At 65.6% G+C, this 16,146-nt stretch carries 9 protein-coding genes and 1 tRNA gene; 5 read left to right on the forward strand and 5 right to left on the reverse strand.

Going from position 1 to position 16,146, the window contains the following annotated elements:
* Positions 1-61: 61 nt before the first annotated feature.
* From HY019_RS16545 to HY019_RS16560, 4 genes are all read left to right on the forward strand, one after another.
* Positions 62-889, forward strand: coding sequence for a symmetrical bis(5'-nucleosyl)-tetraphosphatase (locus tag HY019_RS16545; RefSeq protein WP_290694326.1), 828 nt, complete (start codon positions 62-64; stop codon positions 887-889).
* 33 nt (positions 890-922) lie between these two features.
* Positions 923-1,012, forward strand: a tRNA-Ser gene (locus HY019_RS16550).
* A 106-nt stretch (positions 1,013-1,118) separates the two neighbouring features.
* Positions 1,119-1,565: a hypothetical protein gene (locus tag HY019_RS16555; RefSeq protein ID WP_290694328.1), complete on the forward strand. Its 447-nt coding sequence runs from the start codon at positions 1,119-1,121 to the stop codon at positions 1,563-1,565.
* Positions 1,566-1,728: 163 nt separating this feature from the next.
* A complete protein-coding gene (locus tag HY019_RS16560; protein WP_290694330.1) occupies positions 1,729-2,976 on the forward strand; it encodes a lipase family protein in 1,248 nt (415 codons plus the stop codon).
* 21 nt (positions 2,977-2,997) lie between these two features.
* Here the strand turns inward: HY019_RS16560 and HY019_RS16565 are convergent, their stop codons facing one another.
* Entirely contained in the window at positions 2,998-4,026 is a 1,029-nt protein-coding gene (locus HY019_RS16565) for an AraC family transcriptional regulator (protein ID WP_290694332.1), read from the reverse strand.
* 24 nt (positions 4,027-4,050) lie between these two features.
* On the reverse strand, positions 4,051-5,700 hold the full coding sequence (locus HY019_RS16570; protein ID WP_290694334.1) for a GMC family oxidoreductase N-terminal domain-containing protein: 1,650 nt from the start codon (positions 5,698-5,700) through the stop codon (positions 4,051-4,053).
* 445 nt (positions 5,701-6,145) lie between these two features.
* Between HY019_RS16570 and HY019_RS16575 the strand changes: the two genes are divergently transcribed.
* Positions 6,146-7,681: an NAD(P)H-hydrate dehydratase gene (locus tag HY019_RS16575; RefSeq protein WP_290694335.1), complete on the forward strand. Its 1,536-nt coding sequence runs from the start codon at positions 6,146-6,148 to the stop codon at positions 7,679-7,681.
* 12 nt (positions 7,682-7,693) lie between these two features.
* On the opposite strand, the gene HY019_RS16580 is transcribed toward HY019_RS16575, so the two are convergent.
* Genes HY019_RS16580 through HY019_RS16590 form a run of 3 tightly spaced genes read right to left on the reverse strand, consistent with a single transcriptional unit; the run spans position 7,694 to position 15,763 of the window.
* Positions 7,694-9,445, reverse strand: a complete 1,752-nt coding sequence (locus tag HY019_RS16580) for a GGDEF domain-containing protein (protein ID WP_290694337.1) — start codon at positions 9,443-9,445, stop codon at positions 7,694-7,696.
* Between the two features lie 3 nt (positions 9,446-9,448).
* On the reverse strand, positions 9,449-11,683 hold the full coding sequence (locus tag HY019_RS16585; RefSeq protein ID WP_290694339.1) for an EAL domain-containing protein: 2,235 nt from the start codon (positions 11,681-11,683) through the stop codon (positions 9,449-9,451).
* 3 nt (positions 11,684-11,686) lie between these two features.
* A complete protein-coding gene (locus HY019_RS16590; RefSeq protein ID WP_290694341.1) occupies positions 11,687-15,763 on the reverse strand; it encodes a response regulator in 4,077 nt (1,358 codons plus the stop codon).
* Between the last annotated feature and the right edge of the window lie 383 nt (positions 15,764-16,146).

Raw genomic sequence — 16,146 nt, forward strand, 5'->3', positions numbered from 1 at the left:
TCTGGCAATGCCTTGGCCGGGCCGTCTGTAAAGGGTCTATAAGCGTAGCAGAATCCGTTCCATGATCTATTTAGTTGGCGACCTGCAAGGTTGTTGCAACCCTTTCGAGCGGTTGCTGCAGACCATTGATTTCTCTCCCTCCCGGGATCACGTCTACGTGCTGGGCGACCTGGTCAACCGCGGGCCTGATTCGCTGGGCGTGTTGCGCCGCCTGCGTGAACTGGACAACGCGGCCACCTGCCTGCTGGGCAACCACGACCTGCACCTGCTGGCCGTGGCCCATGGTGTGCGCAAGCCCCACCGCAGCGACACGCTGGACGAGATCCTGAACGCCCCCGACCGAGACGACTGGCTCAACTGGATCCGCCAGCAGCGCCTGGCCGTGTACGAGCATGGCTGGCTGATGGTGCATGCCGGTGTGGTGCCGCAGTGGGATGCCGCGCAGACCGTGGCGCTGGCCGGCGAGGTGGAGTCCATGCTGGCCGGGCCCGACGTGGGTGAGTTCCTGACCCGCATGTACGGCAACGAGCCAGAGCGCTGGGACGACAGCCTGCAAGGCGTGCCGCGCTGGCGCTGCGTGGTCAACAGCCTGACCCGGCTGCGCTTTTGCTCGGCGGACGGCATGATGGAATTCGCCACCAAGGACGGATCGGATGGCGCACCGGAGGGCTTCATGCCCTGGTTCGAGGTGCCGGGGCGTCGTACCGAGGGCACGCCGGTGGCGTTCGGGCATTGGTCGACGCTGGGCCTCATCAACCGCGACGACCTGCTGGCGCTGGACACCGGTTGCGTGTGGGGCGGCCAGCTGTCGGCCGTGCGTGTCGATGGCACCACGCGCGAACTCATTCAGATCGATTGCCCGCAGGCGCAAGAGCCCGGCAAGGCCTGAGCGGCGGCAAAGCCACTACAATGGCGAGCTTCAGGGTGTGTGGCCGAGCGGTTTAAGGCACCGGTCTTGAAAACCGGCGAGGGTTTATCCCCTCCGTGAGTTCGAATCTCACCGCACCCGCCAGAACAAAAAGCCCAAGTGGTTAAGCTACTTGGGCTTTTTCCTTTCTCGGCTTTGTTTATGCTGTCGGCAGTCGCCATCAGTGCAGCGGCTGTTCTTGAGGTAAACCGTGGGCATTCTGGGTCAACTGTTCCGGGTCTTGTCTGTTACCGGTCAGCGCGATGCGCGTATTGGGGAGCGCCGGCCATTGCAGCTCCAGATCAACGATGCCAGGCGAGAGCTTGAACAGGCCTTGTGGGATGGCCAGCCCGATCCTGCGCCGATCCGTGCGCGCATCGAGGAGATGACGCGCACGCTGGTCGAGCGGGATCTCCAGGGCGAGGTGCTGGAAACGCGCGAGCAGATCGATGCCGCGATCGCCTTGTACGAGGCCAATGTGACGGACATGTCCGAGAGCAGCTACGCCTACGAGCGCCTGCTGGTCATCTACACAGGGCAGGGCGCCAAGCGGGAAGCCCAGCGCATTGCGCGTGCCTGCCTGATCCACGCTGCGGGCGACCTGTCCGATGAGTTGCGCGAGAGTTGCCTGCAGGTGCTGCAAATCCCCCGGGGCTAACCCTGCTTATGCGCGTTGCCGCATGACATCAGCGTAAAAGCGCAATACAGGCCGTCGGGCTGCTCTCACCATTTGCTCGTCGATGCATCCGTGCTCCGACACCATGCCGTGCCCCTTGCTGGTCGCGGTCAAGAGCAACACAAAGACGCAGAGCAGAGCAAACATGACGAGACACCTCAACCGCATCCTGACCGGCCTGGCCAGCGTGGCCGCCCTGGCCGCAACCTTGTCGCACCCCGCCGCCGCGCAGCAGGCCTTTCCTTCGCCACCCACCCCGCCGCTGGAGCCCAAGAACGACGCGTTCTACACCTCGCCCAGCGAGGTGGACCTGGGTGCTGTGGTGCCCGGTACGGTCTTGCGTTACCGCGAGATCAACGCCAAGGCCTATTACCTCTTCCCGGTGAAGGGCCAGGCCTGGCAGCTGATGTACCGCAGCACCGACCACAAGGGCAGGCCCGTGGCCATGGTGGGCACCGTGCTGCTGCCGGACAATGCACCGGCCACGAACCGCCGGCTGATGGCCTACAACGTGGCGTATGACGCCTTGACACTGCGTTGCGCACCGTCATACGAGTTCGTCAAGGGCACGGCACTGGAGCAGGCACTGATCCAGACCGCCTTGAAGAATGGCCTGGTGGTGATGTCGCCTGACTATGAAGGCTTGAAGTCGCTGTGGACGGTGGGGCTGAACTCCGGCCACGGCGTGCTGGACGGTATCCGTGCTGCTGAAAACTTCAACCCCGCCGGGCTCAACGGCACCAGCACACCGGTGGTGATCACCGGTTACTCGGGTGGCGCCATCGCCGCCAACTGGGCCAACGAGTTGTACCGCAGCTATGCGCCCGAGTTGAACATCAAGGGCGTGGCCGCCGGTGGGGTGGCGGTGGACCTGGGTGACATCGCGCGCAAGGTGGATGGTGGCTTCTGGGCGGGCGTGTACTTTGGTGCGGTGGCTGCGTTGGTGAATGGCTACCCTGAGGTGGATGTGGCTGCTTTGACCAACGACAAAGGCAAGACCATGCTGGCCAAGGCGCAGAACATGTGCCTGGGGCAGTTCCTCACCGGTGCGCCTGACCCGCTGTTGAACTTCGCGTTCCAGAAAATGAGCAGCAACACGACCGTGCCGCAATTGCTGGACGTGCCCGTGGTCAAGCAGATCATTGCTGAGAACCGCCTTGGGCAGCGCGCACCGGGCGCGCCGGTCTACATCTACGAAGGCACGGTGGATGAGCTCATGCCCATTGCCGATGTGGACGCGCTGGTGAGCAAGTACTGTGGCCAGGGCGTGAAGGTTCAATACAGCCGCACCTACAACGACCACCTGCTGCTGGCCGTCACGGGTTTTGGCAAGGCCTTCGCCTACTTGCAGGACCGCCTGAACGACGTGCCCGCACCCACCAACTGCAAGTGATGCGGGGCGGTGCCTGGTCGCTCAGGTCAGGCGCCGCCGATAGTCGCCGGGCGACACCCCCGCCCAACGCTTGAAGGCATGCTGGAACCCGCTTTGATCGGAAAAGCCAAGCAGGCCTGCCACGTTGGCCAGGCTCATGCCTGGGTTGCGCAACAGGCGCTCAGCCTGGCGGTAGCGCACGCGGTCCAGCACCTCGCGGTAGGTCTCGCCATGCTGCTCCAGGCGCGTCTGCAAGGTGCGGGGCGCCAGTTGCAACTCGGTGGCCACGTGTTGCAGCGTCACCTCGCCCATGGGCAGGCGCTCGGCGAGCAGCGTTTCAAGGTGCGCCATGAAGCCATGATCCTGCCCCAGCAGCTTGACCAGATCGGCCTCGGCCTGTTGTCGCAATGAGGCGTGCACATGCCGGTCGCGCTGGGCGACAGGCAGGCTCAGGTAGGCCATGGGGATGCGCAACTGGTTGACGCCTTTGTTGAACTGAACGCGCCCACCAAAGGTGGATGCGAAACAGGCACGCACCTGTGCGCTGTCAGGCTCGGCAAACGTGAAGCAGGCATCGCAGACCAGGTCCGGCCGCTCCGCCAGCTTGCGTGCCTGATGGGCCCACAGCCCCATGGACAGCATGATGAAGTCCACAGGTGGGTTCTGGATGAGCGGGCGCCAGGTCAGCGTGCAATGCTCGCCTTCGGTCTGGAACTCGGCCTCGTTGACGCTGTCGAGCAATTGTTCGTAGCGCTGCAGCGTGGCCGCAGCGGCGCCCAGCGTGTCGCACGACATCAGCAAAAAACCCAGCATGCCCAGGTGGCGCATCTTGATGGTTTCTGCCAGCTTCAGCGTGAAGGCCGGGTCATTCAGATAGCGCGACGCCTGCTGCAACATGCCTTGCCATTGCAGGATGGTCAGCCGCTGTGTGTCTGCACCTTGTCGAACATCTTGCACGCGCGCCACGCCGAACACGTCCTGCGGGTCGACGCCTTGCTGTTCGAAATATTCCAGCACGGCCAGTGCATAGCTGGGACTGGCTGAACCGAGGTAAGGGCGTTCTATGGGCATGGCGAATGGGGTGAAGGCCCGATGCTAGATGGGCACGGCCTTCACGGCCATTCGGCTTTGCCCCGATGAGGTGGCGTCGCTCCGCGTGATCAGGTGCGCGGCCTTCTCCGCGATCATCACCGTGGGGGCATTGGTGTTGCCCGATGTGATCGTGGGCATGGCCGAGGCGTCCACCACACGCAGGGCCTGGACGCCCCGCACGCGCAGGTGCAGGTCCAGCACGGCGCCCGGGTCGCCATCGGCCCCCATGCGGCAGGTGCTGACCGGGTGGAAGATGGTGGTGCCGATGCGGCCGGCTGCGTCCACCAATTGTTCGGCCGTTTGCGCTTGCGGGCCGGGCATGAACTCCTGCGGTTGATAGCGCGCCAGCGCGGGCTGGGACACGATGCGGCGTGTCAGCTCGATGGCCTCGACCGCCACCTGGCGATCACGCTCGGTGCTCAGGTAGTTGGGCACGATGCGGGGCGCGCTGCCCGGGTGGGGATCGCGGATGTGGATGTGCCCGCGCGAGCTGGGTTGCAGGTCGCACACCGAGGCCGTGAAGGCGGGGAAGCGGTGCAGCGGTTCGCCGAACTTGTCGAGCGAGAGTGGCTGCACGTGGTACTCCACATTCGTGCGCTGCGGGCTGCTGGCGGTTCGGGCAAAGCAACCCAACTGGCTCGGTGACATCGACAAGGGCCCGCTGCGCGTGAGCGCGTATTGCAGCCCCATGCGCGCCTTGCCCCATGGCGAGTGCACCTGCTCGTTGAGCGTGGGCACGCCTTGCACCTTGAAGGCCATGCGCAACTGCAGGTGGTCTTGCAGGTTCTCGCCCACGCCGCGCGCATCGAGCTTGCAGGCCACGCCAGCCTGGTGCAGCACCTCGGCGCGGCCAATGCCCGAGCGCTCCAGGATGCCCGGCGTGTTGACAGCGCCTGCGCAAACGATGACCTCACGTGCGGCGGCGATGTGTTGCTGCTGGCCGTCGATGAAGGCGTTCACGCCGCGGCAGTGCAGCGCTTCATCGATGTCGAGCGTGTCCACCATGGCGCGCGTGACGATGCGCAGATTGCGGCGGTGTCGCACAGGCTCGATGAAGGCCTTGGTGGCATTCCAGCGCACGCCGCGTTTCTGGTTGACCTCGAAGTAGCTGCAACCGAAGTTGTCTCCCGTGTTGAAGTCGTCGATGCTGGGGATGCCGGCTTGTGAGGCGGCCGCCTGGAAAGCGTCCAGAACAGCCCACGACAGGCGCTGGCGCTCCACACGCAATTCATGCCCGGCACCATGCAGGGCCGATGCGCCGCCGTGGTGGTCTTCCGAGTGGATGAACCAGGGCAGCACCGAGGCCCAGTCCCAGCCCTCGCAGCCCATGGCGGCCCAGTGGTCGTAATCGGCCTGCTGGCCGCGCATGTAGATCATGCCGTTGATGGACGAGCACCCGCCCATCACCTTGCCACGCGGGTAGAGCAGGGCGCGGCCATGCAGGCCAGCCTCGGCTTCGGTGCGGTAGCGCCAGTCCGTGCGCGGGTTGTCGATGCAGTAGAGGTAACCCACCGGGATGTGGATCCAGATGTAGTCATCCGCCGTGCCGGCTTCGAGCAGCAGCACGGAGGTGCCGGGGTCGGCAGACAGGCGATTGGCCATGACGCAGCCCGCCGTGCCACCCCCGATGACGATGTAGTCGTATGTCTGCATGTTGGGGTGCCATGTTGAGGCCTGCAGACCGATTTGGGTCTTGGTGTTGTCCACCATAAAACGGCGGCACCAAAGAAAACAGCCCATCGGCCTAGGAGCGACGGGCTGTACGGCGGCCATCCAACCGGAAGGCCTGATCTGGTGGGGCGGTCCCCAGATCTACCCCTGCGAAGGGGAGCCACCAGATCGGTGGCGTGGTGCGGCAAGACCACCTTGCCTGCCTGATCAAGTCAGGCTGAGCACCCATTGTTGGCGCCGTTACCCGGCTACCCCGTCTGGCGTTGATTACCTCAGCGCGTCGACAAATTCAGTATCTCGCTTTCTGCTTCGCCTGTGGCGGTTTTTTGCACGCAGATCAAGACGCGGATGGTGACTGTGTGTGAAAGTTGGCGGCACACTGTGCGCAGATGCTTTTTTCTGGCGCGCCCTGGCGGGCGTCTTCAACATGGTTTGTGAACTCTTGACGGTTGGGCAGATGGCGCAAGCCGATGCGGCCACCATCGCAGCGGGCACGCCGGGCCTGACCTTGATGCAGGCCGCGGGCGAGGCCGTGGTGCGTGTGATCACGCAGCGCTGGGCGCCGCGCGACACGGTGGTCTTGTGCGGGCCGGGCAACAACGGTGGTGATGGCTTTGTGGTGGCCACACGGCTACGGGCATGGGGCTGGCCGGTGCGCCTGGCCTGCCTGGCGCCAGTTGCAGCGCTCAAGGGTGATGCGGCCCTGGCCGCACAGGCCTGGACGCAAGCCGGGGGCGACACCCTGCTGTTGAACGAGGCGGCGCAGGCCTGCCTGGATGGCGCCCAACTGGTGGTGGACGCCCTGTTCGGCGCCGGCCTGACACGGCCGCTGGACGGCGTGGCCGCAGAGGTGCTGCTCAAGGCCCACACACGCGGGCTGCCCATCGTGGCGGTGGACGTGCCCAGTGGGGTCTGGGGCGATACCGGTGAAGCCACTGGTGCGGTGCAGGCGCAGGTCACGGTGACGTTTTTCAGGCTCAAGCCAGGGCACGCCTTGATGCCGGGGCGGGCCCTGTGCGGCGAGGTGGTGGTGGCCGACATCGGCATTCCGCCCGAGGTTCTGGCCCCTTTGAAGGTGCAGGCCTGGGACAACCAGCCTGCTGTCTGGCGAGACGTGTGGCCCACGGTGGACGCCGCAGGCCACAAATACCACCGAGGCCATGCCTTGATCTGGGGCGGGGCTGCCATGACCGGGGCTGCTCGCTTGGCCGCCCGCGCTTGCGCCCGGATTGGCGCCGGGCTGACCACGGTGTGCACACCGCACCGGGCCTGGGCCGTGTACGCCAGCGCGCTGGAGTGCGTGATGGTGCACCCGTTGGAAGGCGAAGCTGCCGCCAGTTGGCAGGTCGGCCTGGAAGGCTTGCTGGACGACGACCGCCTGTCGGCCATGCTGATCGGGCCGGGCGCCATGGGCGGCTCGAACGCGTCGGGCATTCGGGGCCTGGTGCTGACGATGCTGGCCAGCGGCCGCCCGGTCGTGCTGGATGCGGATGCGATTTCGGCCTTCCATGAAGACCCATCCTTGCTGTTTGCCGCCATCAAGGGGCACAGCCGGCCGGTGGTGCTGACGCCCCATGGCGGCGAGTTCGCGCGCCTGTTCAAGACACCGGAGGTGGCGGGCGCGGGCAGCAAGCTGGCCTGCACACGTGCGGCAGCCAAGCTCAGTGGGGCGGTGGTGCTGTTCAAGGGGGCCGATACCGTGGTGGCCTCACCCGATGGGCGCGCCGCCATCAACCGCCACGCACCGGCCAACCTGGCCACGGCGGGTGCGGGCGATGTGCTGGCAGGCATGATCGTGGGCTTGCTGGCGCAAGGCATGCCAGCCTGGCAGGCCGCGTGTGCCGCAGCGTGGCTGCATGGTGACGCGGCGCAGGACTTTGGCCCAGGCCTGATCGCCGATGACCTGCCGGGCTTGATCCCGGCGGCGCTCAGGCGCCTGGCGGCGTTGCCGGTGCCACGGTAAGGCGCACCCGGATCAGTTCATGCACGTGCGGTTCTTGCCCGTGCGCTTGGCCTCATACAGCGCCACGTCCGAGCGGTCCAGCGTGGCCTCGATGGCTTCACCCGGGCGGTAAAGCGTGACGCCCGCCGAGAAGGTGATGAACACTTTCTTGTCTTCGTGCTCGAAGAACTCGGCGCTCATGGTGCGCTGCAGGCGGGTCAGCACCTGCTGGGCCTCTTCCAGGCCAGTGGCCGGCAGCAGGACCACGAACTCTTCGCCGCCGTAGCGGGCCACCACGTCAACCGGGCGCAGCAACTCGCCCACACGGCGGGCCAGGAATCTCAGCGCTTCGTCACCCGTCTGGTGGCCCAGTGTGTCGTTGAGCTTCTTGAAGTTGTCGACGTCCAGCAGGCCGATGGCCAACGTGGTCCCGTCGCGCTGCATCTTGGCCTGTTCGGTTTCGAACGCGCGCATCATGCCGCGCCGGTTGGCGATCTGGGTCAGCGGGTCGGTCGAGACCTCGTCAGACAGCTTGCGGATCTCGTCTTCCAGCTGGCGAACGCGTTCGGTCAGCTCACTGGCGCGGGCATGTTCGTCGTTCAAACGGGTCTGCGTCTGTGACACCACGGCCTGTACGGTGCGGCTTTCTTCCACCATCTCGCGCACCACGCCAGCCAGGCTCTCCAGGCTGTCGGCCTCGCCAATGGTGTCGGCATAACGGCCCAAATTGGTGTGGAAGCGGTCGGTGGTGCTGCCCAGTTCGGCGATCTCGTGCAGCATCTGGTGGATGAGCTGCTTGAGGGCCTGGCGGGCCGCCTCGCGCTCCTGCTTGAGCGCGAGCTGCTTCTGGCGCGTCTCGGCCAGCAGTTGCTGGATGTGGCGTACGCCCCGGCTGTTGAGGCCGTCGGCCAGCTGGTGGCGCATGGCCAGGCACTGGCCCTGCACCCAGGAGTCGTCTTCGGACAAGTCAGCCAGGCTGTCGGTCAGCGAGGTGCACAACCCCATCAACTGGTCGATCAGGTGGTGGCGGTGCTCGATGATGCGCCGCGCCTGCTCGCAAGCCAGGCTGATCTCGGACTTGATGTGCGCATGCTGCTCATCCGGCACGGTGGTGTCGCGGCTTTGATCCAGCACGGACTCGATGGTGCGGATGGCTTCTTCCGATTGCGCCTGTTGCGGGGGCAGGGCAGCGCCCACGGTGTTGGCGAGTTGGTCGATGGCGTGGCGCGCCAACTCGGGCCAGGCCGAGGTGATGGCAGGTGAGGACGACGCCGCCATTGGCGCTGCGGATGCCACCGCGCGGCCCTGTGCGGGCGCCGCAGGCGCGTTGTCGTCTGTGGATGCGGGGGGCGTGTCGGCTGCGGCCTCGTCGCCTTCCAGCAGGCTGTTGTCCAGCGTGTCGCTGTCCCAGCTGCCCACGAGCTGGGTCAGACGTTGGTGCAGGCGGGTGGCCGAGCTCTTGCTGCCATCCAGCACGCGCTTGAGGCTGTCCTTCTTGCGGGCCGTGGTCCATTGCCGGCCGCCCCGTTCCGCACCGCGCAGCATGCGGGTGATCAGGCTGGACCAGCGTTCGCCGTCGTCGTTGTCCTGCTGGGCCTCATGGGGCGCTGCCGCTTTGTCGACGGGCTTGTCAGGCTGCGAGGGCACCCCTGACTCAGCCTCGTAGGCCTTGCGGTAGTTATCGGGAGTGGGCTCCAGCCGTTGCTCGGCCAGGCGCTTGAGTGCGGCCTTGGCCAGTTGGGCCGGGGTGAGCGGGCTGCTTGGCGTGGTGGGCGGTGTGGGCATGGTTCAACGAGAGCCGCTGATCCGTGTGGCGGTGGGGTCGATGCCCGCAACCGCGCCGGCGATGCGCGGCAAGGTCTGGCCAGACTGCGTGTCCAGCAGCCATTGCTCGACCTGATTGGCCGGCATGGGGCGTGCAAACAGGAAGCCCTGGCAGATGTGGCAGCCCAGGTTGTAGAGCACTTCCATCTGGGTCACGTTCTCGACCCCCTCGGCGATGACGCGCAGCCCCAGGGCCCTGGCCAGCGCGATGATGGCCGAGACCACGGCGCCGCTCTGGGGCGTGTCACCCAGATCGCGTACGAAGGAGCGGTCGATCTTGAGCTCGCTGATGGGCAGGGTGGTCAGGTAGGCCAGGGACGAGTAACCCGTGCCGAAGTCGTCGATCGAGATCTCGGTGCCCAGCTGGTTGAGGCGGTGCAGCGAGGGCACCACGCCTTGCAGGTCTTTCATCAGGCCGGTTTCTGTGATCTCCAGCTCGATGGCACGGGGCTCCACGCCCAGTCGCGACAAGATGCTTTCGATCTTCTCGACCAGGTCACCTTGCTCGAACAGACGGCTGGGCAGGTTGACGGCAATCGAGGCATCAAAGCCGAATTTGCGCTCCCATTCCTTGGCCTGCTTGGCCGCTTCTTCGATGGCCCACAGACTCATCTCGTTGATCAGGCCGGTGGCCTCGGCCAGCGGGATGAAGTCACCGGGTGGCACGAGCTGCGTGCCGCGCTGCCAGCGCATCAGCGCCTCGGCTCCCACCATGCGGCTGGTGCGCACATCGATCTTGGGCTGGTAGTACAGCACCAGTTCCTTGCGCTCCAGGGCCTTGTGCAGGGCGGTGTCCAGATCCAGGCGCACGCGGCCCTTGCTGGCCAGTTGTGGGTCATACAGCTGGGCGGTGTTGCGGCCCTGGGTCTTGGCCATGTCCATGGCCACGTCGGCATTGCGCAGCAGGTCGGCCACGCTCAGGCCATGGGCGGGGAACACGGCCACACCCACGCTGGCCGTGATGAAGCATTCCTGGCCGGCGGCCATCATGGGTTCACGCAGCGCATCCAGGATGAGGCGTGCGGTGTCCATGGCTTCCTGCTCGCTGATGATCTCAGGCAGCAGCACCACGAATTCATCGGCACCCAGGCGGCCCACGGCTTCGAGCGTGCGGTGCACGCGCTGGCCACCGCTGATGTCCAGGTTGCCTTCCATGACCTGCTCGGAGTGGCGCACGCAGGTGCGCAGTCGGCGGGAGACCTCGATCAGCAGCTCGTCCCCGGCATGGTGGCCCAGGTTCTCGTTGATGATCTTGAAGCGGTCCAGTCCGACTTGCAGCAGGGCCACGCAATGGTTCAGGCGCTTGGCGTGTTCGATGGCGCGCTCGCTGCGCCAGAACACCTGGCGGCGATTGGGCAGGCCGGTGAGCGTGTCGAAGTTGGCCAGGTGCTTGATCTTGTCTTCGGCCACGCGGCGGTCCGTGACGTCCTGCACGATGCCGGTGTAGCCAATCAGGTTGGCCTGCTCATTGAATTCGGGTTCGGCCTCGACGTGCAGGATGCGCTGGCGCCCATCGGCCAGGCCGACTTGAACATCGTTGCACAGCACCGTGCCGTGGTCGATCACTTCATGCAGCACGCGCTGGAAGGCCTGACGCTCTTCGGCCGGCATCATGCGCACGATCTGGCGCAGGCCGAGCTTGTCATTGGGCCCCATGCCGAAGACACGCAGGCCTTCGAGCGAGAACGCGATGTCCCCCACGCCCTTGCGCCAGTCAAAGCTGCCCATGCGGGCAAGGTCTTGCGCGCGGGCCAGCTTGGCCTTGCTGCGCTCCAGCTCGTAGCGGGTACGCGAGGCGCGCAGCAGGTAGCGCAGGCGCCCGGCCAGCAGGCTCCATTGCGTGCATTTCACGAAGAAGTCGGTGGCGCCGACTTCATAGGCGCGCGTGATCGAGGCTTCGTCGTCCAGGCCCGTCAGCATCAGCACGGGCAGGGCTTCAAAACCGGGCAAATGTCTCAATTCCTGGCAGGTGGCAAAGCCATCCAGGCCGGGCATGACCGCATCCAGCACCACCACATCGGGCAGCAGGTCGGCCATCAGGTGGAGGGCTTGCTCGCCGGAGCTGGCTTCGGTGATGGCAAAGCCGCGCTCCCTCAGGGCGATCGAGGTCAGCAGCAGGTTGACTTCATCGTCGTCAACCAGCAGGACCTTGGGTTGTTCTTCGAGGTTTTGATCGGCCATGAGGGAGAGGGGACTCATGGCTCAAGTCTCCAGCATTTGCCGCAGGCCTAGGAGCACGCGGTCAGCCTCAATGGGAACCTCGCGGATGCGTGAGCTCAAGTCTTCTCCTGTCTGGCGCCGGATCATGGTTTCAATTTCGGCACACATTTGTGACAACTTGAGTGCGCCGATGCTGGCTGACGACGACTTCAGTGTATGCGCAACATGCATGATTGCCGCGCTGTCGTTCATCTTGAATGCTTCTTCCAGTTGCGGCAACAGGCGGCCCACCGAGGTTTCGAAGGCCTTGGCCACGCGCTCGATCAGGCGGTTGTCGCCCCGAGGGTCGAGTTCACGCAGGCGGCGCAGGGCTTCGGCATCGAAAAGCTCACTGTAGTCGGGGGGCGCGCTGGGGGGCGGGGCAACGGGCTCCAGCGCTGCCGGCACGGTGGGCTCAACTGGCTCACTGTGCACCTCGGGCGGGGTCGCCTCGCCCACCTCGCGCAAGGCCATGGGCACGGTGGCGGGCTCGTCTTCCGTCAACAACACCCCCGGGCTCGTTGGCAGGCCATCCGGGTGGGTGTGCTCGATCAGGATCTTCTGCAGCTGGCTTTGGCGGAAAGGCTTGGACAGGTAGTCGTCAAAACCCAGGTCGAGGAAGCGCTGCTCGTCGCCTTCCAGCGCATTGGCCGTGACGGCAATGACCGGGGTGTCTGGCGCGGTGAGGAATTTGAAGCGGGCGGTCGAGCCGCGGCGGAACCAGCTCAAGGCTTCCACGCCGTCCATGCCGGGCATCTGGATGTCCATCAGCACCAGATCGAAGCGGTATTCGCCCAGCTTGCGCAAGCCTTCAAGGGCCGAGTTGGCGACCTTCACCTCGCAGCCCAGGCGGCGCAGCATCTGGCTGCAGACCTCCTGGTTGACGGAGTTGTCTTCCACCACCAGCACACTCTTGCAGATGCGGACGGCCTCGTGGGCCACATCGGTGCCCAGCTCGGCCGAGATGCCCAGGATGGCCTGGCGCAGTTCGGCCTTGCGCAGCGGCTTGGCCACGAAGCGCTGGAAACCGGCTTCCTGGGCGCGGCGCACGTCGTCCGGTGAGGACACCGACGACAGCAGGATCATCTTGATATGGGGGTAGCGGCCGCTGTTGCGCAGGGCCTCGGCCAGGCCCAGGCCGTCCAGCTCGGGCATGTTCATGTCGACCAGGGCCAGCTCGAAATCGGCGTCCTGGTTGGGGTTGGCCATCAGGATGTTGAGCGCTTCGCGGCCATTGGTGGCCTGCGTGACGTTCATGCCCCAGGCGGTCAGCATGTTCTCGATCACGGTGCGGTTGGTGTCGTTGTCGTCCACCACCAGCACGTTGAAAGAGGGCATCTCGGGCTCTTCCAGCATGGCCATGTCGATCTGGGTGTCACCCACACGCACGGGCACCCTGAACACGAACTCCGAGCCCACGCCGGGCGCGCTGTGCGCCTCGATGTAGCCACCCATGAGCTCGACCAGTTGCTTGGAGATGGCCAGGCCCAGGCCGGTGCCGCCGTAACGACGCGCCATGCCGACGTTGGCCTGCACGAAGGCGCTGAACAGGCGGGGGATCACGTCGGAGGGGATGCCGATGCCCGTGTCACGCACCATGAACTCCAGCTCGATGCCGTTGGGCACGTCACCGTTGTGCAGGCTCACCGTGCCGCCAATGGCACGGCGGATGTCCACCACCACTTCGCCGTGTTCGGTGAACTTGATGGCATTGGCCACCAGGTTGGTCAGGATCTGGCGCAGGCGCAGCGGGTCGCCGTGGATGACCGCAGGCAGGCCGGGCTGTTCGCGGAAGCTCAGCTCCAGGCCTTTTTCGTGGGCGCGCGGGGCCATCAGCTCCAGGGTGTCTTCCACCAGGGTGCGCAGCACGAAGTCGCAGGTGGCCAGCTCCAGCTTGCCGGCCTCGATCTTGGCGAAGTCCAGGATGTCGTTGATGATCTCCAGCAGGCTTTCGCCAGAGCGGTAGACCGCCTGGGCAAAGCGCCGTTGCTTGTCGTTGAGCGGGGTGCCCAGCAGCAGCTCCGTCATGCCCAGGATGCCGTTCATGGGCGTGCGGATTTCGTGGCTCATGTTGGCCATGAACTGGCTCTTGGCCTGGCTGGCCGCTTCGGCCATGTCACGCGCGCGCTGCAACTCCAGCGCCTGGTTGTGGTCTTCCGTGACGTCGGAGACCAGGCCGTAGATGCGCGATTGGCCATCGGGCAGGCGGCGGGCGCGGGTGCGGTGGCGGATCCAGCGCAGGCCCTTGCCGGGCACCATCAGGCGCAGCAGCGCGTCGGTGGGTTCGTTGGCTTGTTCGTGCGCTTCTTGTTCGGCCAGCAGGTGGACGTCCTCGGGCACGATCATGTCGCGCACGCGGCTGGGCTGGGCCTGCATCTCTTCAGCCGGGATGCCCAGCAGCTCTTGCGTGCGGGGGCTCAAATAGATGTAGCGTTCGCGCGCCTGGGTGGCCACGTACACGGAGTCGTCCATGGACTCGACCAGCTCGCGGAAGCGCCGTTCGGACTCTTCCAGATCGGCCTGGGCCTGCCTGGACGAGGTGATGTCGCGCACCAGCGAAATCAGCAGGCGAGGGCGGCCATTGCTGTGGCGCAGGGCGAAGTGGCGGGCGTTGACCACGCGCGTGCCGGCGTCACCAGACCAGGTGAAATCGTGCTCGACCGTCAGGCCGGACTCGATGGCCTGCTGCATGTAAGGCTGGGTCATGCCCAGCACGGACTTGCCCAGCGCGTGCTCGATGGAGCGGCCCACGACCTGGTCGCGCTGCAGGTTGAATTCGATTTCCGTGTAGCGGTTGATGGCCACCACATTGAGGTTGACCGGGTCCAGCACGAACAGGCTGACGGGCAAATTGCCCAGCAGGGCTTCGAGGAACTCGCGTTCCTGGTCGCGGATGTGCTCTTGCGACTTGCGCTTGGTGATGTCGTTGAACAGGCAGACGTACTGGCTGCGGCCACCGGTCTCGTCCAGCATCTGGATGGCGTCGATCTCGCCCCAGTAGCGGGTGATGCTCTGCGAGCCCTGGCGGCCCGATTCATAAGACAGGCGGAAGGGCACACCGCGCGAGATGTGGTCTTCCAGCTCGGTCACGGTGGCCGGGTCACTGACCTCCTGGGCCAGCAGCTCGGGCAGGCGGCGGCCGATGACACGCTCTTCAGGCCAGCCGGTCAGGGCCACGAAGGCGCTGTTGATCCACTCGATGTTGCCGTCTCGGTCGGTGATGGCCACGCCGCTGCTGATGCGCGAGGCCACCAGCGTCAGCCGGCTGAGGTGCTCGGCATTGTTGGCCATGTGGGCCAGGTTGGCGTCGCGTTGCGCCACAAAGCCCAGCTGGATGGCGGCGATGTCCAGCACGGCGGCGCAGTCGGTCTGGCTGGCAGCCGGGTCGTCGAACTCCAGCAGGGCCAGCGGCCAGCCTTCGATTGAGATGGGCAGGGCCACCACGCTGCGGGTGCCGCTCAAGCGCCAGGGGCAGTTGGCGGCTGTGGGCCTGGGGATCTCGGCCATCTGGGGTGACAGCTTGCTCAGCGCTTCACCCAGTGGCCGTTCATCGCGGTGCGTGGCGGCGATGGCCGACACGTCGATCATGTCGTTGCCATCGGCGCCAGTGTCCATCCAGGGACGCAACAAAGCCGATTCGCCGTTCCAGCCTTCTACGCGCAGGCAGATCCAGCCGCGCGAGCCCAGGTGGTCGTGCAGGGCTTCGCCGACCCGGTGCAGGGCCTGGGCCAGATTGGGGGCGGTGTGGGCGGCCTCGGCGATGCGGCGGCTGAGGTCCAGCTGGCGTTGCGCATCGGCGTTGGGATCAGAAGGGGGCTGGGAGGCGGGCTCGGTGGTCTGGGCCACGGCATCGGCCGACAGGTCGGTGGCTTGCGGCGCCTGGGTGCTGCTGGGCTGGTCGCCCGCGGGTTGCAGAGGCCGGCGCGCCATGAGACCGATGCCGGTGGAGGCCAGCACGGTCACGGTCAGACCCAGACCGCTGAGTCCCCAGTTCCAGGTTGCAGCGGCCACGGCTGCAAGCGCCAGAAGGAGCATCATCACGGTCCACGGTGTGCGCGTCGAATACGAGTTCTGCGGCATCGCCAACTTGGTTCCTTGGGAAAGTCACCCACTTGCCGCGGGAAAATAGCCGGGCATACTGTGACCTTCGTCAGATATTTCACGAACTTTACAGGCTCCGTGAAAACTTCAACCAGCAGAAGAAACCCCTTGCAGCCCTCCTTACAATGGTTTGGATGCGCAGCGACGTAGATTTGTCCACCCCGCCTGACCAGGGTTTTCGCCATTCGAAGACCCGGTTCTGGCCCTGGGCCCTGGGCGGCGTTGTCGCGATGCTCGTTTTGGCATTCGTCGAGGCGCCCGTGTGGGTGTTCGCCCTGGCCATGATGGCCTGGTGCGTGGCGGGTGCAGTGTTGTTACAACGCGACGTGATTTTTGCAATGCGTCAAATAACTGACGTTAGC

It is taken from the genome of Aquabacterium sp., assembly GCF_016195855.1.
Classification (GTDB): Bacteria; Pseudomonadota; Gammaproteobacteria; order Burkholderiales; family Burkholderiaceae_C; genus Aquabacterium.